This is a genomic window from Ruegeria sp. CJ3 (assembly GCF_056536725.1).
Window position 1 is genome coordinate 57,236 of record NZ_JBQFQE010000008.1, and the last position, 21,368, is coordinate 78,603.

The 21,368-nt window shown below is 61.1% G+C and carries 21 protein-coding genes and 1 riboswitch; of the genes, 4 read left to right on the top strand and 17 right to left on the bottom strand.

Annotated elements, in window-relative coordinates; genetic code table 11:
• Positions 1-8: 8 nt before the first annotated feature.
• The 3 genes from ACR0J1_RS14790 to ACR0J1_RS14800 form a co-directional block, all read right to left on the bottom strand.
• Positions 9-995, bottom strand: a complete 987-nt coding sequence (locus ACR0J1_RS14790; protein WP_480733735.1) for a branched-chain amino acid ABC transporter permease — start codon at positions 993-995, stop codon at positions 9-11.
• Between the two features lie 29 nt (positions 996-1,024).
• Positions 1,025-1,843 (bottom strand): ABC transporter ATP-binding protein, encoded by an 819-nt coding sequence (locus ACR0J1_RS14795; protein WP_480733736.1) that lies wholly within the window; start codon positions 1,841-1,843, stop codon positions 1,025-1,027.
• A gap of 76 nt (positions 1,844-1,919) precedes the next feature.
• On the bottom strand, positions 1,920-3,863 hold the full coding sequence (locus tag ACR0J1_RS14800; RefSeq protein WP_480733841.1) for an AMP-binding protein: 1,944 nt from the start codon (positions 3,861-3,863) through the stop codon (positions 1,920-1,922).
• Between the two features lie 683 nt (positions 3,864-4,546).
• Here ACR0J1_RS14800 and ACR0J1_RS14805 point away from each other — a divergent pair.
• Positions 4,547-4,747 (top strand): hypothetical protein, encoded by a 201-nt coding sequence (locus tag ACR0J1_RS14805; RefSeq protein ID WP_480733737.1) that lies wholly within the window; start codon positions 4,547-4,549, stop codon positions 4,745-4,747.
• A gap of 279 nt (positions 4,748-5,026) precedes the next feature.
• Here ACR0J1_RS14805 and mutT read toward each other — a convergent pair whose 3' ends face one another.
• The 3 genes from mutT to ACR0J1_RS14820 are packed head-to-tail and all read right to left on the bottom strand — an operon-like array spanning position 5,027 to position 7,502.
• Positions 5,027-5,425 (bottom strand): 8-oxo-dGTP diphosphatase MutT, encoded by a 399-nt coding sequence (gene mutT, locus ACR0J1_RS14810; protein WP_480733738.1) that lies wholly within the window; start codon positions 5,423-5,425, stop codon positions 5,027-5,029.
• Positions 5,422-6,648: a bifunctional glutamate N-acetyltransferase/amino-acid acetyltransferase ArgJ gene (gene argJ, locus ACR0J1_RS14815; RefSeq protein WP_480733739.1), complete on the bottom strand. Its 1,227-nt coding sequence runs from the start codon at positions 6,646-6,648 to the stop codon at positions 5,422-5,424. The genes mutT and argJ overlap by 4 nt, the downstream gene beginning before the upstream one ends.
• A gap of 5 nt (positions 6,649-6,653) precedes the next feature.
• Positions 6,654-7,502, bottom strand: a complete 849-nt coding sequence (locus ACR0J1_RS14820) for a peptidylprolyl isomerase (protein WP_480733740.1) — start codon at positions 7,500-7,502, stop codon at positions 6,654-6,656.
• Between the two features lie 176 nt (positions 7,503-7,678).
• Between ACR0J1_RS14820 and secA the strand changes: the two genes are divergently transcribed.
• The 3 genes from secA to ACR0J1_RS14835 all read left to right on the top strand — a co-directional run bounded on the left by secA (position 7,679) and on the right by ACR0J1_RS14835 (position 12,990).
• Positions 7,679-10,396, top strand: coding sequence for a preprotein translocase subunit SecA (gene secA / locus ACR0J1_RS14825; protein WP_480733741.1), 2,718 nt, complete (start codon positions 7,679-7,681; stop codon positions 10,394-10,396).
• A 100-nt stretch (positions 10,397-10,496) separates the two neighbouring features.
• Positions 10,497-11,417 carry a hypothetical protein gene (locus ACR0J1_RS14830; protein WP_480733742.1) on the top strand — a complete coding sequence of 307 codons (921 nt, stop codon included), beginning with the start codon at positions 10,497-10,499 and terminating at the stop codon, positions 11,415-11,417.
• Positions 11,418-11,442: 25 nt separating this feature from the next.
• Complete coding sequence (locus ACR0J1_RS14835) at positions 11,443-12,990, top strand: phosphate ABC transporter substrate-binding/OmpA family protein (protein ID WP_480733743.1); 1,548 nt, start codon at positions 11,443-11,445, stop codon at positions 12,988-12,990.
• Positions 12,991-12,993: 3 nt separating this feature from the next.
• Here the strand turns inward: ACR0J1_RS14835 and radC are convergent, their stop codons facing one another.
• From radC to thiD, 11 genes are read right to left on the bottom strand one after another with little or no spacing between them, the layout of a single operon-like run.
• Positions 12,994-13,749, bottom strand: coding sequence for a RadC family protein (gene radC, locus ACR0J1_RS14840; RefSeq protein WP_480733744.1), 756 nt, complete (start codon positions 13,747-13,749; stop codon positions 12,994-12,996).
• A 35-nt stretch (positions 13,750-13,784) separates the two neighbouring features.
• The gene (locus ACR0J1_RS14845) at positions 13,785-14,519 is read right to left on the bottom strand and encodes an ABC transporter permease (protein WP_480733745.1); all 735 of its coding nucleotides are present in this window, start codon (positions 14,517-14,519) and stop codon (positions 13,785-13,787) included.
• Positions 14,516-15,241 (bottom strand): ABC transporter ATP-binding protein, encoded by a 726-nt coding sequence (locus ACR0J1_RS14850; protein WP_480733746.1) that lies wholly within the window; start codon positions 15,239-15,241, stop codon positions 14,516-14,518. Before ACR0J1_RS14850 ends, ACR0J1_RS14845 begins: the two co-directional genes overlap by 4 nt.
• The gene (gene tenA / locus ACR0J1_RS14855) at positions 15,238-15,912 is read right to left on the bottom strand and encodes a thiaminase II (RefSeq protein WP_480733747.1); all 675 of its coding nucleotides are present in this window, start codon (positions 15,910-15,912) and stop codon (positions 15,238-15,240) included. Before tenA ends, ACR0J1_RS14850 begins: the two co-directional genes overlap by 4 nt.
• Entirely contained in the window at positions 15,909-16,844 is a 936-nt protein-coding gene (locus tag ACR0J1_RS14860; RefSeq protein ID WP_480733748.1) for an ABC transporter substrate-binding protein, read from the bottom strand. The genes tenA and ACR0J1_RS14860 overlap by 4 nt, the downstream gene beginning before the upstream one ends.
• Positions 16,845-16,863: 19 nt before the next feature.
• On the bottom strand, positions 16,864-17,829 hold the full coding sequence (locus ACR0J1_RS14865; protein ID WP_480733749.1) for a ThiF family adenylyltransferase: 966 nt from the start codon (positions 17,827-17,829) through the stop codon (positions 16,864-16,866).
• Entirely contained in the window at positions 17,826-18,422 is a 597-nt protein-coding gene (locus tag ACR0J1_RS14870; RefSeq protein WP_480733750.1) for a thiamine phosphate synthase, read from the bottom strand. The genes ACR0J1_RS14865 and ACR0J1_RS14870 overlap by 4 nt, the downstream gene beginning before the upstream one ends.
• Entirely contained in the window at positions 18,419-19,183 is a 765-nt protein-coding gene (locus tag ACR0J1_RS14875) for a thiazole synthase (protein ID WP_480733751.1), read from the bottom strand. Before ACR0J1_RS14875 ends, ACR0J1_RS14870 begins: the two co-directional genes overlap by 4 nt.
• 2 nt (positions 19,184-19,185) lie before the next feature.
• Complete coding sequence (thiS, locus tag ACR0J1_RS14880) at positions 19,186-19,380, bottom strand: sulfur carrier protein ThiS (RefSeq protein WP_480733752.1); 195 nt, start codon at positions 19,378-19,380, stop codon at positions 19,186-19,188.
• On the bottom strand, positions 19,364-20,341 hold the full coding sequence (locus ACR0J1_RS14885; protein ID WP_480733753.1) for an FAD-dependent oxidoreductase: 978 nt from the start codon (positions 20,339-20,341) through the stop codon (positions 19,364-19,366). Before ACR0J1_RS14885 ends, thiS begins: the two co-directional genes overlap by 17 nt.
• On the bottom strand, positions 20,338-21,141 hold the full coding sequence (gene thiD, locus ACR0J1_RS14890; protein WP_480733754.1) for a bifunctional hydroxymethylpyrimidine kinase/phosphomethylpyrimidine kinase: 804 nt from the start codon (positions 21,139-21,141) through the stop codon (positions 20,338-20,340). The genes ACR0J1_RS14885 and thiD overlap by 4 nt, the downstream gene beginning before the upstream one ends.
• 45 nt (positions 21,142-21,186) lie before the next feature.
• Positions 21,187-21,293: riboswitch (TPP riboswitch) on the bottom strand.
• Positions 21,294-21,368 lie beyond the last annotated feature (75 nt).

The following is a 21,368-nucleotide window of genomic DNA, read 5'->3' on the forward strand; positions in this document are numbered from 1 at the left end:
ACACCACGCTACACCCTCTCGATAATCTTTTCGCCGAACAGACCCTGCGGTCGGAACACCAAAAAGATCAGCGCCAGCACATAGGCGAACCAGTTCTCGGTCGCGCCACCCAGCGCGGGGCCAAGCGCGAATTCGAACAGCTTCTCACCCACGCCAATGATCAGTCCGCCAACAATGGCTCCGGGGATCGAGGTGAAGCCGCCTAGCATCAGCACCGGCAGCGCCTTGAGTGCGATCAGCGACAGCGAAAACTGTACGCCCGATTTGGTGCCCCACATGATCCCTGCGACCAGAGCAACGAACCCAGCTACCGACCAAACCATCACCCAGATGAAGTTCAGCGAGATCCCCACTGACAGCGCCGCCTGATGATCGTCCGCCACCGCGCGCATCGCCCGGCCCTGTTTGGTGTATTGGCTGAACGCCACCAGCGCCGTCACCAGCAGGGCAGCGATGATCGTCGCCACGATATCCAGATTGTCGATGAAGAAACCGTAGTCGAAAATGTTAAAGGTCGTCTCGTCGATCCACAGGTTGATCCCCTGCGGCAGACCCACATCCAGCGTCTTGATCTCAGACCCCCACATCAGGTCGGCCACGCCCTCAAGGAAATAGGCCAGACCGATGGTGGCCATGAACAGGATAATCGGCTCCTGCCCCACCAGATGCCGCATCACGAAACGCTGCACCGCCCAGGCCAACAGGACCATAACGGCCATGGTCAGAATAATCGCCAGCAGCGCCGGCACATTCCAGCCAAAGTAATGGATATGCGTGCCGAAGGTCGCATTGATCAGATGCGCAAACGGCACCTGCCCTTTCATGATCCCGACCAGCGTCATCGCCGCAAACAGGGCCATAACCCCTTGGGCATAATTGAAAATCCCGGACGCCTTGTAGATCAGAACAAAGCCCAGCGCGACCAGCGCATACAGCACCCCGGCCATCAGACCGTTGAGGATGACCTCCATCGCAAAGACAAGTTGTTCAGGCATTGGTGCCTCCCCAGATTTCCATTTGGCGATCAGTCATGGCTGACCCCCAGATAGGCGTCGATGACCTCTTGGTTGTTGCGCACCTCGTCGGGCGTGCCGTCGCCAATTTTCTTTCCATAATCCATCACAACGACCCGGTCGCTCAGGTCCATCACCACGCCCATGTCGTGCTCGATCAGAGCAATGGTGGTGCCAAATTCGTCATTCACATCGAGGATAAAGCGGCTCATATCCTCTTTTTCTTCAACATTCATCCCGGCCATCGGCTCGTCCAAAAGCAACAGCTTGGGCTCTGCCGCCAAGGCGCGGGCCAGTTCGACGCGCTTTTTCAAGCCGTAGGGCAGACGAGACACGGGCGTCTTGCGGATGTGCTGAATTTCAAGGAAATCAATGATCTTCTCGACCGCCTCGCGGTTCTCGGTCTCTTCCGCCTCGGCCTTCCCCTTCCACAGCGCCTGCTGCAGAATGTTGGTCTTCATATATCCCAGCCGCCCGGTCATGACGTTGTCCAGAACGCTCATCCCCTCAAACAAGGCGATGTTTTGGAAGGTCCGCGCAATCCCCTGCTGCGCCACCTCAAAGGGCCGCATCGGCGGGCGCTTGGAGCCGTGAAACCAGACCTCCCCCTCTTGCGGGACGTAAAACCCCGAGATCACATTCAGCATCGAGGACTTGCCTGCCCCGTTCGGCCCGATGATGGCGCGAATCTCACCCTCTCGAATGTCGAACGAGATATCCTTGATCGCCACCACACCGCCAAAACGCAGGGTGATGTTCTTCATCTCCATCACCACGCCGCCGATCTGGCGGCCATCCTCGGTGACATATCCTTCGGAATTATCCAGCATCAGACCCTCCCTGACACAAAAAACGGGACGGCGGGCGGGGCGATGACCGCAGGTCGAGCGGCGCTCGAACGGCCCCTCATTCCGCCGCCACCTTATGATGCGCGGCCGAGACAACCGGCGCGCCCACAATCTCGAGCGTAGCGCTGATCGAGCCCTTTCGGCCGTCCTCATAGGTCACTTCGGTCGTGGTCGAAACACTGTCCGATCCGTCATACAGCGCCGCGATGATGTCGTGGAACTTGTCCTCGACAAAGCCGCGCCGCACCTTGCGGGTCCGCGTCATCTCACCATCGTCGGCGTCCAATTCCTTGTGCAGCACCACAAAGCGATGCACCTGACAGCCCGACAGCATCTCATCGGCGGCAACGGACTTGTTCACTTCCTCAACGTGACTGCGAATCGTCTCTAACACACGCGGATGCCCCGCCAGTTCCTGATAGGACGCATAGGCCACATTGTTGCGCTCGGCCCAGTTGCCGACCGCCGTCAGGTCGATATTGATGAAGGCCACGCAGCGATCCTTGCCATTGCCGAACAGCACGACCTCAAGAATATCCGGATAGAACTTCAGCTTGTTCTCGACATATTTCGGCGCGAACATCGACCCGTCAGCCATCTTGCCCACATCTTTGGCGCGGTCGATGATCCGCAAATGGCCCGAGCCCTCTTCGATGAACCCGGCATCGCCGGTGGCCACCCAGCCCTCGGCATCCTTGGTCGAGGCGGTGGAATCTGGGTTGTTGTAATATTCCACAAACACCCCTGGCGAGCGGTAGTGAATCTCGCCCTTGTCATCGATCTTCAACTCAACATCCGGCGCAGGAACGCCAACCGTATCGGCGCGCACTTCGCCATCGGGCTGCACGGTGATGAACACCGTGGCCTCGGTCTGGCCATAAAGCTGTTTCAGATTGATGCCCAACGAGCGATAGAAATCAAAGATTTCCGGCCCGATCGCCTCACCGGCGGTATAGCCCACGCGGAACCGGCCATAGCCCAGCGTATCCTTGAGCGGCCCGTAAACCAGCAGATTGCCCAGCGCATATTTCAGCTTGTCACCAAAGCCCACCGGCTTGCCGTCCAGCAGCAACCCACCGACCTTCTTGGCATGCGCCATGAAATGGTGGAACATATTGCGCTTGAGCTTGCCCGCGTCTTCCATGCGGATCATGACATTGGTCAGCTGGGTTTCGAACACACGCGGCGGGGCGAAGAAATAGGTCGGCCCAATCTCGCGCAGGTCGGTCATCATCGTGTCCGCGCTTTCGGGGCAGTTTACGCAGAAGCCGCACCAATAGGCCTGACCGATGGAGAAGATGAAATCGCCCACCCAGGCCATCGGCAGATAGGACAGGATGTCTTCGTTCCGGGTCAGATGGTCGAACTCGGCGGAATTCTTAGCGCTTTCAATGACATTGCGGTTCGACAGGACCACGCCCTTGGGCTTGCCGGTCGTTCCGCTGGTATAAAGCATCACGCAGGTATCGTCATAGGTGATCGCCCCGATACGCTTGTCGAGCTCCGCATCGAACCGGAAATGCCCGGCGCTGCCCTCGGCCTTGATGTCCTCGAGCGCGTTCATCTGGGAGTGGTCGTATTTCCGCATCCCGCGCCGGTCGGTATAGAGTATGTGTTTGACCTGATGCAGGTTTTCCTGAATCTCGATGACCTTGTCGACCTGCTCCTGATCGCCGCAGACCACGTATTTCGCGCCGCAATGTTCCAGCACATAGGCCATCTCTTCAGCGACCGAGTCCTGATACAAAGGAACCGGAACCGCACCCACCATCTGCGCGGCCACCATCGACCAGTAATGCGCCGGACGGTTGCGGCCTATGACGGCAATGTGGTCGCCTTTCTCAACACCAATCTCCAGAAACCCAAGCGCTATCGCACGGATTTCCTTGGCGGTTTCAGCCCAGGACCAGCATTGCCAAATCCCGAATTCCTTTTCCCGATAGGCCGGGGCATCCCCGAACTGCGCGGCATTGCGGTGTAACAGCGCCGGAAGCGAGTGCATCCCTTCAGCGCCCGACTGCGTCTGAGCCAATCTTTCTCTCCTCCCCACCCGACCCCTCCCCGGGTCGGAAATGGCGGGTCCGGGATGGTGCCCGAACGCCAATGCCCCATTGAGGGCACGGCCACGATCAGCGTCAAGTTTTGCCTGATGTTTTCTCAATTCTTACGAATTGTAACAGGGTTGGAGGGGGGATGTTCCGTTTTGTACAAAATGTACAAAGTGCGAATTCGCTGGAGCTGCGTCTATTTTTCCAGCGGCCAACGCCGCCTTTAACTGGATCTAAACAACATCCTTTGTATGGTTTTCAGAACCACGGAGCTCATGTTGGGGACCCTTACCGTAGCGGTCAGGCCTGTTCATGATGAACTTCTGCCACCACGCATAAAGGACCGCGCCAAGCGCCAAAAACATGACGACTAGGAATAGAACTCCAACGATCTCCATGCGCCTTGACCCTTGCTTGTGAAACTCTGTGTCAAGCGTAAAGGACCAAACTGATTAAGAAAACAGAGGATTGCGGAGAACGATTTAGTAACCGATCATATTACTCAAATAAGGTTGCCTCAGTCGAGCAACCGTTAGGTCAACCATTTGCGTTTAGTTTAACCGGAAGTCAGCGTTGCATTGTTCGCATTGCACATCTCGACTAATGTTACTTTCCAAGTTTCGCTGTGGAGATTTAGATGACGATTGACCAGTTAATACTGCTTCTCTTGCCTGTGGCGTTCGTTTTGATTGCGGTTTGGAGCTTTCTCAGAGCAAAAAAACGCAAAGAAGCTCAGCCTCCGAAATCCCATGGTCCACACACTCCGGGCGCAGGTTACGATGCTAAGGAAATTGCCCGCAGTAAAGGTAATGGTATGGCAGATGGTGGAATAGGATGAGCAGGGAGGACAAATGAGGCTGTTACTTCCTCGCTCTTGCCCTAACGAGAAAGACCAATGACACCAAAAAGACAGTGGCGACTATTGGGATTGCAACAAAGGTAATCGGTAGGCAGATAAAGACCGGCCCATGTTCTTTCATCATCTTGTCGCACTCGGCGAGTTCGAAAGGCAAATAGCCGAACAAGGCGAAAAGCAAGAGACCTAAAACGATTGTAATTCTCTTAAGCAACTGGAAGTGATCCTGCCAAACTAAATCGAACTTTCAAAAACTCTGCCCTACAACCAGTCCCTCAAAATCGGGATCAGCGGCACATCCGCCGCTGGCATCGGATAGTTCCGCAGGTCATTTGCGCGCACCCATTTCAGAGCCTGACCTTCTTTCGACTGCGGGATGCCCTCCCACTTGCGGCAGGCAAAGAGCGGCATGAGCAGGTGGAAATCGTCGTAGCTGTGGCTGGCGAATGTCAGGGGGGCGAGGCAGGAGGCCCAGGTGTTGATGCCCAGTTCCTCGTGCAATTCGCGGATCAGGGCGGCTTCGGGGGTTTCGCCGGGTTCGATTTTGCCGCCGGGGAATTCCCAGAGGCCGGCCATGGATTTGCCCTCGGGTCGTTGGGCCAGCAGAACGCGGCCCTCGATGTCGATTAGAGCCACGGCGGAGACGAGGACTGTTTTCACGAGCGGTAATCCGCGTTGATCTCGATATATCCATGGGTCAGGTCGCAGGTCCAGACGGTGGATGCGCCCTCACCCAAGCCCAGATCGACGGCGATTACCAGATCCTGACCTTTCATATAGGCAGCGGCGGCGTCTTCGCTGTAATCGGGACTAACCCAGCCTTTTTCGGCGACAAGGATGTCTCCGAAAGAGATGCTCAGACGATCGCGGTCGGCGGCGGCTCCGGATTTGCCGATGGCCATGACGATGCGGCCCCAGTTGGGGTCTTCGCCCGCGATGGCGGTTTTCACCAGCGGCGAGTTGGCAATCGCCAGACCATGCACCTTGGCATCCGCGTCCGTCATAGCCCCGGTAACACGAATTTCTACGAATTTCGTGGCCCCTTCACCGTCGCGCACCACCTGCTGCGCGAGGTCCAGCATCACCGTTTCCAAAGCGTCCGCGAAGGCGGCATTGCCGGTGACATCGACGCCCGAGGCTCCGGTAGCGCAGAGCAGCAGCGTGTCCGAGGTGGAGGTATCGCTGTCGACCGTGATGCAGTTGAAGGTCCGGTCGGTCTGCGCGCCCAGCGTCGATTGCAGCACCGATTGGTCGATCTGCGCATCGGTGAAGATATAGACCAGCATCGTCGCCATATCGGGCGCAATCATGCCGGACCCCTTCGCAATCCCTGCAATAGAGACTGTTTTGCCGCCGATCTCGACCTGTGCGCTGGCTCCTTTCGGGAAGGTATCCGTGGTCATGATGGCGCGCGCAGCGTCTTCGATGGCGTGGCGGCTGAGGCCTGTTTTCAGCGCCTCAAGCTGCGATACGATCTTCTCATGCGGCAGCGGCTCGCCGATCACACCGGTCGATGAGGTAAAGACGCGCTCGACCTGCACACCGGTCGCCGTGGCGACGGCCTGCGTAAGCTCGGCCACCGAGGTCTGGCCGTAGTGTCCCGTAAACGCGTTGGCATTGCCCGAGTTCACAAGGATCGCCGCGGGCCCGTCCGAGGGCCCGCCGATCTTGTCCTGACAGTCCAGCACCGGGGCCGCGCGGGTGGCGGACCGGGTGAACACCCCGGCCACCGAAGTGCCGGGGTCCAGCACGGCCAGCATCACATCGGTGCGACCCTGATATCGCACGCCTGCTTCGACGGTGGCGAAACGTACGCCGTCGATGGCGGGCAGTTCGGGAAAGCCCGCCGGGGCCAGCGGGGAAACCTTTGTGATCGTGGCCACGGGATTTACTCCTGAATCAGTTCGATCTGGCGCAGGATTTCGGGGCCAGCGCCTTCCAGCGCGGGGCGTTCGATCTGTGCGCTTTGGGTCAGCTCGTCAATCTTGGCCTGAATCGCCTCTTGCCGGATGGTCTGGGACAGATCACCCCGCACAGCCTCAAGCGCGGGGGCCTGCGATTTGCGCTTATCGTTCAGCGTGACCACGTGCCAGCCAAACTGCGTTTGTACCGGATCCGAGACCTGACCCTTTTCCAACGCGATGACCGCGCCTTCGAACTCGGGCACCATCTGGCCGGTGCCGAACCAGCCCAGCGCGCCGCCATTGGGACCCGAGGGGCCGGTGGATTTCTCTTTTGCCAGTTCGGCGAAATCGGCGCCGTCATCCAGTTGTGCCTTGATGGCGTTGGCCTCTTCCTCGGTCTCGACGAGGATGTGGCTGGCGTTGAATTCATCCTCGCCTTCGAAATCGGCGAACTGGGCGTCATAGGCGGCCTGAATGGCCTCGTCCGTGACGGTGGCGGCGGTGATCGCCTCGACCGTTTGCACCGCGCGCAGGGATCGGGTTTCATTTTCCAGCCGCAGCGCGTTCAGGGGGTTCAGCTCGTCCTGCTCCTGGCTCAGCAGGTGCTGCTGAACCAGCTGTTCGAGGATGAAGTCATACAGCACCTCATCTTCCAGCTCTTGGTACTGCGCGGGCAGGGCGGATGCGGTCGCGATGACGTGACCCAATGTGATCTCATCCCCGTTCACGCGGGCCACGACGGTCGATGCATCAGGCGCGGTTTGGGCGGCCAGCGGCAGGGCCATCACGGCGGTCAGGGCCAGCGATGGCAGAAAAGTGAGGCCTTTGGGCATGGAATCATCCTATTTCTTTGCCGCGACAGGGCGCAGCGTTGACACTGTGGAACCTGCCGCTTACATCGCCTTGAAGCCTCGGACAGGGCCGCCTTTCACCCCCCGTATCTATGGGTTGCGCGCAAGGTGGGCAAGCCTGTCGCAACCACGATAAGAACAGATCCGCTGGAGTGAACATGCTGGGACTCGGAACGCTCGCCAAAAAGGTGTTCGGAACACCGAACGACCGCAAGATCAAGGCGACCCGCCCCCTGATCGACAAGATCAACGCGCTGGAACCCGAGTTCGAGAAACTGTCCGATGAGGGTCTGATCGAAAAGACCGCCGAGCTGCGCAAACGCGCGCTGGATGGCGAGGCGCTGGATGACCTGCTGCCCGAGGCTTTTGCCAACGTGCGCGAAGGCGCCAAGCGCGCGCTGGGACTGCGCGCCTTTGACGTGCAGCTGATGGGCGGCGCGTTCCTGCATCAGGGCAATATCTCGGAAATGAAGACCGGTGAGGGCAAGACACTGGTCGCCACCTTCCCGGCCTATCTGAATGCGCTGACCGGCAAGGGCGTGCATATCGTCACGGTGAACGAATACCTGGCCAAACGCGACTCGGAATGGATGGGCAAAGTGTTTGCCGCTGTGGGCATGACCACCGGCGTGATCTGGTCGGGTCAGCCCGATGCCGAGAAGATGGCCGCCTATTCCTGCGACATCACCTATGCCACCAATAACGAGCTTGGGTTCGATTACCTGCGCGACAACATGAAAGCCGATCTGGAGCAGGTCTATCAGAAGTACCACAATTTCGCGATCGTGGACGAGGTGGATTCGATCCTGATCGACGAGGCGCGGACGCCGCTGATCATCTCGGGCCCCTCACAGGACCGCTCGGACCTGTATACCGCCATCGACGCGCTGATCCCGACGCTGAACGAAGATCACTTCTCGCTGGATGAAAAGTCCCGAAGCGTCACCTTCACCGATGAAGGCAACGAGGTTCTGGAACAGCAGCTGCTGGCCGCCGGTCTGATCCCCGAGGGCCATTCGCTCTATGATCCCGAAAGCACGACCGTGGTGCACCATGTCAATCAGGGCCTGCGCGCGCATAAGCTGTTTACCCGCGACAAGGACTATATCGTGCGCGACGGCAACGTGGTGCTGATCGACGAATTCACCGGCCGCATGATGCCGGGCCGCCGCCTGTCCGAGGGCCTGCATCAGGCCATCGAAGCCAAGGAAGGCGTGCAGATCCAGCCCGAGAACGTGACGCTGGCCAGCGTGACCTTCCAGAACTATTTCCGCCTCTATGACAAGCTGTCGGGTATGACCGGCACCGCGCTGACCGAGGCCGAGGAATTTGCCGAGATCTACGGTCTCGGCGTGGTCGAGGTGCCGACCAACAAGCCCATTGCCCGTCTGGACGAAGACGATCAGGTCTATCGCACCGCCGCCGAGAAATACGGCGCGATGATCAAAGAGGCCAAAAAAGCACAGGAGAAGGGCCAGCCTGTCCTGCTGGGCACCACCTCGATCGAGAAATCCGAGGTGCTGAGCCAGTTGCTGAGCAAAGAAGGCATCGAACATAAAGTTCTGAACGCTCGCCAGCACGAGCAAGAGGCACAGATCGTCGCCGATGCGGGCCGCTTTGGCGCAGTGACCATCGCCACCAACATGGCCGGGCGCGGCACAGATATTCAGCTGGGCGGCAATGTCGAGATGAAAGTGCTGCAGGCGCTGGCCGAAAACCCCGAGGCTGATCCCGCCGAGCTGCGCACCGCGCAGGAGGCCCGCCACGCCGAAGAAAAGCAAAACGTGCTTGAGGCCGGCGGCCTCTATGTCATGGCCTCGGAACGGCACGAAAGCCGCCGCATCGACAACCAGCTGCGGGGCCGGTCAGGCCGTCAGGGCGACCCGGGCCGCACGGTGTTCTACCTGAGCCTCGAAGACGACCTGATGCGCATCTTCGGTTCGGAACGTCTGGACAAGGTGCTGACCACGCTGGGTATGAAAGAGGGCGAGGCGATCATCCATCCCTGGGTGAACAAGTCGCTGGAGCGCGCCCAGTCCAAGGTCGAAGGCCGCAACTTTGACATGCGCAAAAACGTCCTGAAATTCGACGACGTGATGAATGACCAGCGGAAAGTGGTGTTCAGCCAGCGGCGCGAGATCATGTCGTCAGACGACCTGTCCGAGATCGTCTCGGACATGCGCGAACAGGTGATCGACGATCTGATCGACGAATACATGCCACCCAAGTCCTATGCCGATCAGTGGGATACCGACGGTCTGCACGAAGCCATCAAGGAGAAGCTGACCATTGATGCGCCGGTGCAGGACTGGGCCGCCGAAGAAGGCGTGGATGACGAACATATCCGCGAACGTCTGGTCAAGGCCGCCGACGAGATGATGGCCCAGAAAGCGGTGGCCTTTGGCCCCGAAAACATGCGCAACATCGAAAAGCAGGTGTTGCTACAGACCATCGACGGCAAATGGCGCGAACATCTGCTGACGCTGGAACATCTGCGCTCGGTCGTGGGGTTCCGGGGCTATGCCCAGCGCGACCCGCTAAACGAATACAAGAACGAGAGCTTCCAGCTGTTCGAGGGGATGCTGGATTCCCTGCGCGAAACGGTGACACAGCAATTGTCGCGCGTGCGCCCGCTGAGCGAGGAAGAGCAGAAGGAAATGCTGGCGCAGATGCAGGCCCAGCAAGCGCAGGCGCAACAGGCCGTCGATCAGGCCGCCGGTCAGGCCGAGGCGCTGGCCGAAGCTGACGCCTCGGGCGATGCGCGTCCGGGCTTTGTCGAGGACGACCCGGCAACATGGGGCAACCCGTCGCGCAATGACAAATGCCCCTGCGGATCGGGCAAGAAATTCAAGCATTGCCATGGCAGGCTGACCTAAGGTCAGCCACAATCCGACACAATGAGTCCGCCTCGTGGCCACATATTGGCCGCGATTGAGGGCCAGATTGCGACTCGCTCCTTCAACTGGGGAGGGTGTCTTGTTTGTTATTAAGAACTACGTGACCACGGGCGGAACCGTTGCCTGCGCCCTGGCCATCGGATATTTGATGCAGAGCGGATCAGCTCGGCATCCTGCGCCTGATGAAGGCGCGGAACGTGTTGCGTCGATCTCGGCGCAATCGACGGGCCTGCCCGGGCTCGAGAGCGTTGTGCTGACCTCGTCTTCCCCCACGGATGCGCGCAACGACGTCTCGCCCGAGGCAGCGCCGACCGCCCGTGTACAACCCCGTTTCCCTTCGAATTGTGACCTGTCGGCGCGCGCGATGGCCGTGCCGGGCGCCAATGCCCGGCTGCAGGTCAAGGCACCCTGCCATATGGATGAACCGGTCGAGGTGCATCATAGCGGGCTGGTGTTTTCGACCCGCACCGACGCGCTGGGCCGTTTGGACCTGACGATTCCGGCGTTGGCGGAATATGCCATCTTCCTGATCTCGCTGCCCGGTCAGGCCGGGACCGTAGCCACCACTCATGTCCCCGAGATCAAGCGGTTCAACCGGATCGCGCTGCAATGGCAGGGTGAAACCGACCTGCAACTGCACGCGCTGGAATTTGGCGCCAGCTATGGGCAAGAGGGCCATGTCTGGTCCGGGCCCGAGGCCAGCGGCGCGGGGTCGGTGATCCATCTGGGTCAGGGCGGCTCGGCCGAGGCGCGCAATATCGAGGTTTATTCCTTCCCGATCGGCAGCACGAGCGACGCGGGTTCAATCGCCCTGTCGGTCGAGGCCGAAGTGACAGCCACCAATTGCGGCGCTGCCCTGCCGGTGCAATCGCTGGAATGGCGCGCCGATCAGCGCCTGCGCTCGCGCGATCTGACGCTGGATATGCCGGGCTGCGACGCCACGGGTGATTTTCTGGTGTTGAATAATCTGTTCCCAGACCTGACAATCGCTGCAAAATAAACAGCAGGCAGGTCGACACTTCCTTATGACACTTCTTCGTGCGGCAATGGCCGCGCTTATTGGTCTTTGCGTGGCCGAGGGCGCAGCGGCGCAGGATATCACGCTGACCTCGCATGACGGCAAGGTCGAGGTCGTTGGCACCCTGCTGGGCTATGACGGCGAGTTCTACCGCGTCGATACCCAGTTCGGAGAGCTGACGGTTGACGGCTCAGGCGTCACCTGCGACGGGCCCGCCTGCCCCAACCTGACCGATTTCGTGGCCGAGATTCGCCTGTCGGGGGCGTCCGTGATGGCCGAAACCCTGCTGCCTGCGCTGATCGACGGCTTTGCATCGCAAGAGGGGCTGGTCGTTGTGCAATCGCCGGATGGCACGGGTTACGCCCTGCACCAACCCGACCGGCAAGCCCCGCTGGCCCGGTTCCTGCTGCGTGCCGCCGACACCGGAACGGGTTTTGCTGATCTGGCCGGAAACACGGCGGACATCGTATTGGCCCAGCGCGAGATACGGTCGTCTGAGCGGGACATGGCGACCGAGGCCGGGTTGGGCGATCTGACCCATCCGCGTCGGTCGCGGGTTCTGGCTTTGGATGCGATGGTGCCGATTGTCGCCGCGGACAATCCGGTGCAGCAGATCTCGGCCACGGATCTCGCGCAGGTGTTTGCGGGTGAGATCACCAACTGGGGTGATCTGGGTGGTCCGGACGCGCCAATTGCGTTGAACCTGACCGGGCCAGCCTCGGGGCTAGCGCAGGCGGTGGACGATCTGCTGATGACGCCGGCGCAGGCAACCCTGTCCGGAACCATCGCCCGTCACCCCCGCAACAGCGATCTGGTGCGCGCGGTTGCGAACGATCCGTTTGCCATCGGCATTGCCAGCCTGGCTGAGACGGGCACCGCCCGCGCGCTTCCGCTGGCCGGAGGTTGCGGCCATGCGATCCGGGCGACGCGCCAAGCTGTGAAGACCGAGGATTATCCTCTGACCTCACCCATGTTCCTGTATCTGCCGCAACGCCGCCTGCCCCGGATGGCGCGTCAGTTTCTGGCTTATACGCAAAGCCCGGCGGCGCAGATGGTGATCCGGCAGGCCGGGTTTGTCGATCAAGCGCCCGAAACCATCCGTGTCGGGCTGCAGGGCGACCGGCTGGCCAATGCCATCGCAACCGGCGGGGCCGAGGTGGGGCTGGATGCGTTGCAGCGGATGATCGAAACCCTACGCCCGATGACGCGGCTTTCGCTGTCCTTCCGGTTCGAGCCGGGATCATCGCGCCCGGATGCGCAATCCCGGTCCAACATCCTGCAACTGGCGCAGGCGCTGGAAAACGGCACTCTGGACGTGCGCAAATTGGCTTTTGTCGGCTTTAGCGACGGGCTAGGCGGGGCCGAGGCGAATACCCGCATCGCTGAGCGCCGCGCCCAAACTCTGCGCAATCTGGTGCTGGCCGCCGTCGAAACCAGCATCCCCGACACCGTTGAGATCACGGTCGAAGGCTTTGGCGAGGCCATGCCCATGGCCTGCGACGACAGCGAATGGGGCCGCAAGGTCAACCGCCGGGTCGAGGTCTGGGTGCAATAGCGGTCACAGATACCCCTGTGCCCGGAAGCTTAATTCGGTTGATTTGCCGATGATCAGATGATCGTGCAAGGTCAGCCCCAGCGCCGAGCAGGCATCCTGAATCCGGTTGGTCATGTCGATATCCGATTGCGAGGGCGTCGGGTCACCCGACGGGTGATTGTGCACCAGGATCAGCGCCGAGGCGTTCAGCTCCAGCGCCCGTTTTGCCACCTCGCGCGGATAGACCGGGACGTGATCGACAGTGCCCTTGGCCTGTTCCTCATCCGCGATCAGCACGTTCTTGCGATCCAGATAGAACACGCGGAACTGCTCGGTCTCGCGATGGGCCATTGTCGTGTGGCAATAGTCCAGCAGTGCATCCCAGCCCGAGATCACATGCCGCTGCATCACCCGCGCACGGGCCATGCGATGGGCGCAGGCCTCAAGTATTTTAAGATCGGTGATCACCGTATCGCCCACGCCCTTAATCTGGCGCAGCCGCTCCTCGGGTGCGGTTAGGACGCGGTTGAAGTCGCCGAACGTGTCCATCAAGGCCCGCGCCAGCGGTTTCACGTCCTGCCGGGGGATGGAGCGGAACAGGACCAGTTCCAACAGTTCATAGTCCGGCATCGCGGATGACCCGCCGGACATAAACCGTTCGCGCAGCCGCTTGCGGTGGTCTTTGATGTAGGAGGGTAACCGACCAACGGGCAGCGGCTGCGCGGGCGCTTCGTCCGTATCGAACAGCATCGGGGCTTCGGCAAAGGCGTCCTGTGTCATGGGCCTACCCTGACGTAGAATCAGTTTCCGAAGTGTTAACGCGCCTCACCCGCCATGCGCGCCGTGGCGCGGCGGATGATCATATGCAGCACGATCGAGAACACGCCCAGCGTCAGCATCGCCGCGAACATCAGATCGGTCTTGGCGCGGCCATTGGCCAGCAGCATCAGATAGCCCAACCCCTGCGAAGAGCCCACCCATTCGCCAATCACCGCCCCAATCGGCGCATAAACCGCCGCCAGCCGCATCCCTGAGGCCAGCGAGGGCAAGGCGGCGGGAATTCGGATATGCCAAAGCACCGCGCGCTTGCTGGCCTGCATGGTGCGGGCAAGGTCCAGATAGCCCGCAGGGGTTCGCATCAGCCCGTCGAAGAAGGACGAGGTGATCGGGAAATAGATGATCAGAACGGCCATCGCGACCTTAGACCAAAGCCCATAACCCAGCCACAGGGTCAGCAGCGGGGCCAAAGCGAAGACCGGCAACGCCTGCGTGAACACCAGCATCGGCTGCACCAGCACCCGCGCCGCCCGCGAATTGGCCAGTTGCAACGCCGTCACCACGCCCAGCACGGTGCCGACGGCCAGACCGATGACCACCTCAACCGCAGTGATCCATGTGTGCTCGGCGATCAGCCAGCGGTTCTGCCACCATGTCTCGGCAACCAGCGCAGGGCCGGGCAGAATGAATTTCGGCAACCCGGTCAGGCTGACAATCGCCTGCCAGACGGCCAGTGCAAAGACGGTTGCTGCAAGCGCCGAGAGGACTTTCATGCGGCCTCTCGCAACAGCTTGAGCAGCGCGCCTTGCGTTTCCAACGTCTCCAGATCGTCTACATGGCGCGGCGCGGGGGCTGCCGGTGGATCACAGGGTGTCAGACCGTGCTGGGTCATCACCACGATGGATTGGCCCAGACGCGCGGCCTCGGCCGGGTCATGGGTGACCAGCAGGACGGTGCGACCCTGCAATACCTCGGCGGCCAGATCCTGCATGTCGGCGCGGGTACGGGCGTCGAGGGCTGAAAAGGGCTCGTCCAGCAGCACGATGGGGCGGTCCTCCATCAGCGTTCGGGCGAGAGCCACGCGTTGCCGCTGACCACCCGAAAGCTCAGCCGGTTTCTTGGTCAGGTGATCCTGTAGGCGCATCCGCTCGATCAGCCGGTCCCGGCGGTCCAGATCGACGGGTTCACCTCGCAAGCGCGCACCTAACGAGACGTTTTGTGCCACTGTCGCCCAAGGCAACAGCAGATCATCCTGCGCCATATAAGCCACGCGCTCGGGTACCGGTTGGCCGTCGCTCGCGGTGATCTGGCCGCGGAAGCCAGCCCCGGTTTCCAGCCCGGCAATCAGGCGTAGAACGGTGGTTTTGCCAACGCCCGATCCGCCCAGCAGGCAGGTCCACGCCCCGGACCCGAGGGTCAGGGTCAACGGCGCGAACAAGGTCGCGCCGTCGATGGTGGCCGTGCCGCTGATGGTCAGATCGGGCGCTAGGGTCATGGGGTCAGGCCCATTTGCCAGAAATTGACCTCAAGCTCGGTGGCGGTGCGGAAAGTCCGACACAGGCGATCCCAGCGCGGAGAAGCTTCAAATTCCGCCCCGATACGGCGTGTTAGGGCCTGATCAAGCAATTCTCCGACCGCCTGACACGCGCCTTGGTAGTCTTCACCGGCATAGGTGTTGATCCAGTCGCGGTAGGTGTCCGAACTCGCCTCGGTTGCCAACCGCGCGCCGATCTCGCCATAGCCCATCACGCAGGGCGCAAGCGCCGCCAGCAGGTCGAGCAAATCGCCGCTGTATCCTGCCTCCAACACAAATCGCGTATAGGCGAGATTCTCGGCCCGTTCGGGGGTGGCAAACAGGTCCTCTTGCGAGATTCCTGCCGCCTCGCAAATGCCGATATGCAACTGCATTTCCTCGGCGACCAATGCGTTAACGGTGCCAACGGCAGTCAGCATTTCCGAATGCGTTTCCGATTTCACGACCGCCAGCGCCCAGGCGCGCGAGAAATGGATCAAGAACACATAATCCTGCCGCAGGTAGTGCAGGAACGCCGCGCGCGGCAGCGTTCCGTCCTTCAGCCCTTCGACAAACGCGTGACGAGTATAGTCCCGCCACGGGCCCTGCGCGGCATCCCGCATCAGGGTGAAGGCTTTGCCATACCCGCTCATTGCGCGGTCACGTCGATGGCGATGTCGCTGACCGGATTGATGCTGTCGATCATACCGCTGTCTTTCAGGAATTGCTCGAACCGCGCATAGCGACCGGCCTCAAGACCCGCCGGACGCAGAGCAAAGCGCGGCAGCGTGTCGACCCAGGCGCGGGCGTTCAACTCATCCTGCAGTTCGGTCGAGGTCGCGGCGAAAATCTCCCAGCTTTTTTCCGGGTTGTTGACGATATATTGCGTCGCCTTCTCGGTCGCGGCGAGGAAGCGGGTCACTTTGTCGATATCCATCGTCTCGGGGTTGGCGACGTAAATCAGCTCATCATAGGGCGGCACGCCTTCTTCCTCGATATAGAAACAGGTGCCGGGGACGCCTTCGATATCCATCTGGTTCAGCTCAAAGTTCCGATACGCCCCGATCACCGCATCCACCTGACCGGACATCAGCGAGGGCGACAGCGAGAAGTTCACGTTGATCATCTCGACCTCGTCCAGCGTCACACCGTATTTGCCCAGAACGGTGCCCAGAACGGCCTCTTCCACGCCTGCGACGGAAAAGCCGATCTTTTTACCCTTGAGGTCGGCGGGGGATTTGATCGGGCCGTCCTGCAGCACCAACAGGCAGTTCAGCGGGGTCGCGACCAGCGTGCCGACGCGTTTCAGCGGCAAGCCTTCATGGATTTGCAGGTGCAATTGCGGCTGGTAGGACACCGCCAGATCAGCCTGACCGGCAGCCACCAGACGGGGCGGAGCGGACGGATCGGCGGGGGGCACGATTTCGACCTCAAGCCCCTGCTCGGCGAAATAGCCGTTTTCCTGCGCCACGATGATCGGGCCGTGATCGGGGTTGATGAACCAGTCCAACAGGACAGTCATCTTGTCCTCGGCCCAAGCGGGCGCGGCAGCCAGCAGGGCGATTGCAGCGATCAGTTTCTTCATGTCTCGCGTTTCCTTTTTCTCACGAGGTTGAGGCCGCGACGAGGACAATCTCGCCCGGCCAATCCGGTTGAATCTGTTCGGCTGCGCGCCATGCACGCAGGCCGGTGGCGCAGCACAACGCCAATCTCTTCCCTTGATTAGGGTCGAATTCGCTTAGGTTTTCCGGCGAGACGCGCCGCGCATTCGGATGCGCGGGGATTGGCGCTTCGTCAGGGCCGCGCAGTTCGATGATCTGGTCCTCCGCCGTCAGCTGAGTAGCCGACAGGAAGCGGAAACAGCTGCTGGGTTCAGGCGCATCATCGAACCGGAAACTGCTGCTGCGCAGGGTGCGTCCATCATATTGGACCATCTGCCCCATTGGCGACGGGTCGAGGCCTAAAATCAGGTTCAGCGCCATCTGCGCCTGCATCGCACCGATGGTTCCCACCACCGGACCTAACACCCCGGCTGTGGCGCAGCTTGCCCCACTGTCGGGCGCATCGGGGAACAGCGCGCGCAGCGATGGGGCACCGCCACAGAACCCACCGACATAGCCCGACAGGCCCAGCACCGATGCGCTGATCAGGGGTTTGCTCTGAGCCAGACAGGTATCCGACAGGATATAGCTGGCGGCATAGCTGTCGGCACAATCCAGTATGACATCCGACTGCGCGACCAAACTGGAAGCGTTTTCACTTGTTAGAGCCTTTGTCAGGGTATGAATTTCGATCTCACCATTCAGGGCGCGACAGCGATTTGCAGCGATTTCAGCTTTGAGCTGGCCGCACTCCTCTTCGGTAAACAACGTCTGGCGGTGTAGGTTCGACAGATCAATCGTATCGCCATCGACAATCGTAATCTGCCCCACCCCGGCGCCCGCCAACAGAGGCAAAACCGGAGCGGTCAGCCCTCCGGCCCCCACGACCAAAACCCGGGCCGAAGACAGGTGCGCCTGCCCCTCGGGCCCGACCTCGGACAGCAACGTCTGGCGGGCATAGCGACTCATCTGGTGACCTCGATCCACTGGCGCAGGCGCGCCTCGGGGTCGTCGTTCAGGGTGATATCCGTGACGACCGAAACGATATCCGCCCCAGCCTGCAACACACCCGGCGCGCGTTCCACGCTCATCCCGCCGATCCCGACAAGAGGAATATCACCCACGCGCGCCTTCCATTCGGTGACACGCGGTAGGCCCTGCTGATGCCATTTCATCTTTTTCAGGATGGTCGGATAAACCGGGCCCAGAGCGACATAATCCGGGTCCATGGCCAGCACCCGCTCAAGCTCATCATCGTCATGGGTGGATACACCCAGCTTCAGCCCCGCCTTGCGGATGGCTCTCAAATCAGCGTCGTCCAGATCCTCTTGCCCCAGATGAATCCAGTCGCAGCCCAGATCAATCGCCTCCTGCCAGTAGTCGTTCACCACCAGCACCGTGCCATGATCCCAGCACAGATCGCGCGAGGTGGCGATCTGATCGCGCACCACATCCTCGGGCTGATCCTTGATGCGCAGTTGCACCAGCTTCACGCCCAAAGGCAGCATCCGGCGCAGCCAATTCGAATGATCGAAAATCGGATAGAAACGATCCAGCGTCATGACAGAAAGGCCTTTCCGATCACGGGGGTCGAAGGTTCGGCCATGTCGCGCGCCTCGATCGGGTCGGCCTGATGGGCCAGTTGTCCGGCCTCGATCGCGCGCATCATGGCACGGGCCATCATTGCGGGATCTCCGGCGCGGGCCACGGCGGTGTTCAGCAGAACCGCGTCATAGCCAAGCTCCATCGCATGGGCGGCGTGGCTTGGCAGACCGATGCCCGCGTCTATCACCAACGGCACATCAGGGAATTCGGCCCGCATCGCGCGCAGGGCGTATTCATTGTTTAGCCCGCGCCCCGAGCCAATCGGTGCACCCCAGGGCATCAGGACTTCGCACCCGGCCGCAAGCAAACGCTCCCCCACGATCAGATCGTCAGTGGTGTAGGGGAAGACCTGAAACCCGTCCTCGGTCAGGATGCGCGCCGCCTCGACCAGTTGGAACACGTCCGGTTGCAGGCTGTCTGTGTGGCCGATCAGTTCCAGCTTGATCCAGTTGGTACCAAACACCTCGCGCGCCATCTGCGCGGTGGTCACCGCCTCCTTCACTGTGTGGCAGCCGGCGGTGTTGGGCAGGATAAGCACACCAAGGTCCTGAATCATCTGCCAAAACGTCTGCCCCGCCCCGGATTCCCGGCGCAGAGACACCGTGGCCACCCCCGCGCCGCTGTCCCGGAACGCCTGTTCCAGAATGGCCGGGCTGGGGTACTGCGCAGTGCCCAGCATCAGCGGGTTGGGCAATTCGGTGCCGTAAAACCGTTTCATCCTCAGCCCCCCTGCATCGGCGCGACGACTTCAATGCGGTCGCCATCGGCCAACCTATGAGCAACGCGCAGGCTGGAGGGCACGAAACTCTCGTTCACCGCCGTCGCGACGCGGCCCGAAAAGCCGCATTCCTCAAGCAAATCTGCCAGCGTCGCGGCCTGCACCTCGCGCGCCTCGCCGTTAAGCACGATCTTCATCGACCATCTCCGAATGTTTGTTCTCAAGCGCCAGATCGGCCACGCCCTGCGCCAGCGCCGGGGCTAGCAGATAGCCATGGCGATAGAGGCCATTGGCATAGATCGTCCGCCCAAGCCGCCGGATACGCGGCAAGTTGTCCGGGAAGGCAGGGCGCAGATCGACGCCGATTTCCAGCACTTCGGCTTCACCGAACGCAGGGTTCAGCGCATAGGCCGCACTAAGCAGTTCCAGCATCGAGCGCGCAGTAATCCGGCTGCTATCCTCGGATTCGATCATCGTCGCGCCCAGCATATAGACACCATCCCCCCGCGGCACGATATAGAGCGGCATCCGCGGGTGCAGCAGCCGCACGGGCCGGGTCAGAGTGACGTCCGGGCAGCGGATCACCAGCATCTCACCTTTTACGCCACGCAGATCATGCAGCACCTCACGGGCATGCAGGCCGCGGCAATCGATGGCATTGTCCAGCCGAGCGGGGGCGAGTTTCCGGTGAAACGTGACGCCCTTGTCCTTTAGGTCGCAGTACAGGTCGCGCAACGCCTGACGCGGTTCTACGTGCGCTTCGTTCTTGAAATGGAGACCCTTGCCGAACCCGTGCAAATCAGGCTCTAAGTCGCAGATTTCGGCCTGATCTACATCCTGGAACCCCTGCGTGCGACGCGCAAACCGGCGCAGGTCCGGCACATCGCGCGTATTGGCAACCACCAATGTCCCTCGCCGCTGCACCGCGGTTCGGGCCGCCCACCAATCGATGGCCTGCTGCCCCAGCCGCAAGACAGGCTCCTCAGCATTTTCAAATTCGCACCACGGAGCCAGCATCCCACCAGCCCACCACGAGCACCCGTGCGGGCCTGGGGGGCCGCCGGGATCGAACACCTGCACCGCCGCCCCGCGCGAGACAAGCTCGCTGGCGACAGTCAGGCCGGCAACACCCGCGCCTATGACGGACCAGACGGTCACGCGGGCCAGATCCGATGGAAGTGATGCACCGGGCCGTGCCCCTGCCCGATCCTCAGATCGTCTGCCGCCGAAATCGCGCCTTGCAGATAGTGATGCGCCTGCGCCACCGCGTCGGTCAGAGACAGACCTTGAGCCAGCCCCGCAGCGATCGACGAGGACAAGGTGCAACCCGTACCATGGGTGTTCTTCGTGTCCTGTCGCGGCGCATGGAACTCGCCCACCACACCCGAGCCATCCATCAGAAGATCATGGCAGACATCGCCTGCCCCATGCCCACCTTTCATCAGAACCGATTTCGCCCCCAACCCGCACAACGCAAGGCCTTGTGCGATCATGTCTTCCGGCGTCTCAGCAGAGGGTTGATCCAGCAGGCGTGCCGCCTCGGGCAGGTTGGGGGTCAGCACCGTTGCGCGGGGCAACAGGACCTCGCGCAATGTCCGCACCGCCTCATCGGCCAGAAGTGCATCCCCTGACTTGGCGATCATCACCGGGTCGAGCACAATGGGTCCGTCGAATTCCGAAATCGCCCCTGCGACGGCGTGAATGATCTCGGGCGTGGCCAGCATGCCGATCTTGATCGCGCGTACGTCCAGATCGCCAAGAACCGCATCAATCTGCGCGGTGATGACATCCAGTGGAATGCCATGCACCGCCGTCACTGCCTGTGTGTTTTGCGCGGTCACGGCGGTGATCACGCTGGCGCCATAGACGCCCAGAGCCGACATGGCTTTCAAGTCGGCCTGAATCCCGGCCCCGCCGCCGCTGTCCGACCCGGCAATCGTCATCGCAATAGGTGCCATCCGCGTGCTCCATCTCAATTGGGCAACGGGGGCGTGGAAAACGTCTGACGTGTTAAGACCGTTCCCTCCGCCGGAATTGCCCGGATCAGGTTCGATGGGTTGATGCAGTCGCACCTCTCAGCCCCTACAGAAGGGCACCCCAACGGTTGGCGCGGAACATCTCAGGCGCAGCACAAAGAATCAAGGGATTTTTGCGAGGCTCTGCCTCGCGCTCCGGGATATTTCTG

Coding starts and splice junctions, on each gene's coding strand:
- ACR0J1_RS14790 (WP_480733735.1), bottom strand. CDS start 995: ATGCCTGAACAACTTGTCTTTGCGATGGAGGTCATCCTCAACGGTCTG.
- ACR0J1_RS14795 (WP_480733736.1), bottom strand. CDS start 1,843: ATGCTGGATAATTCCGAAGGATATGTCACCGAGGATGGCCGCCAGATC.
- ACR0J1_RS14800 (WP_480733841.1), bottom strand. CDS start 3,863: ATGCACTCGCTTCCGGCGCTGTTACACCGCAATGCCGCGCAGTTCGGG.
- ACR0J1_RS14805 (WP_480733737.1), top strand. CDS start 4,547: ATGACGATTGACCAGTTAATACTGCTTCTCTTGCCTGTGGCGTTCGTT.
- ACR0J1_RS14820 (WP_480733740.1), bottom strand. CDS start 7,502: ATGCCCAAAGGCCTCACTTTTCTGCCATCGCTGGCCCTGACCGCCGTG.
- secA (WP_480733741.1), top strand. CDS start 7,679: ATGCTGGGACTCGGAACGCTCGCCAAAAAGGTGTTCGGAACACCGAAC.
- ACR0J1_RS14835 (WP_480733743.1), top strand. CDS start 11,443: ATGACACTTCTTCGTGCGGCAATGGCCGCGCTTATTGGTCTTTGCGTG.
- radC (WP_480733744.1), bottom strand. CDS start 13,749: ATGACACAGGACGCCTTTGCCGAAGCCCCGATGCTGTTCGATACGGAC.
- ACR0J1_RS14845 (WP_480733745.1), bottom strand. CDS start 14,519: ATGAAAGTCCTCTCGGCGCTTGCAGCAACCGTCTTTGCACTGGCCGTC.
- ACR0J1_RS14850 (WP_480733746.1), bottom strand. CDS start 15,241: ATGACCCTAGCGCCCGATCTGACCATCAGCGGCACGGCCACCATCGAC.
- tenA (WP_480733747.1), bottom strand. CDS start 15,912: ATGAGCGGGTATGGCAAAGCCTTCACCCTGATGCGGGATGCCGCGCAG.
- ACR0J1_RS14860 (WP_480733748.1), bottom strand. CDS start 16,844: ATGAAGAAACTGATCGCTGCAATCGCCCTGCTGGCTGCCGCGCCCGCT.
- ACR0J1_RS14865 (WP_480733749.1), bottom strand. CDS start 17,829: ATGAGTCGCTATGCCCGCCAGACGTTGCTGTCCGAGGTCGGGCCCGAG.
- ACR0J1_RS14870 (WP_480733750.1), bottom strand. CDS start 18,422: ATGACGCTGGATCGTTTCTATCCGATTTTCGATCATTCGAATTGGCTG.
- ACR0J1_RS14875 (WP_480733751.1), bottom strand. CDS start 19,183: ATGAAACGGTTTTACGGCACCGAATTGCCCAACCCGCTGATGCTGGGC.
- thiS (WP_480733752.1), bottom strand. CDS start 19,380: ATGAAGATCGTGCTTAACGGCGAGGCGCGCGAGGTGCAGGCCGCGACG.
- thiD (WP_480733754.1), bottom strand. CDS start 21,141: ATGGCACCTATTGCGATGACGATTGCCGGGTCGGACAGCGGCGGCGGG.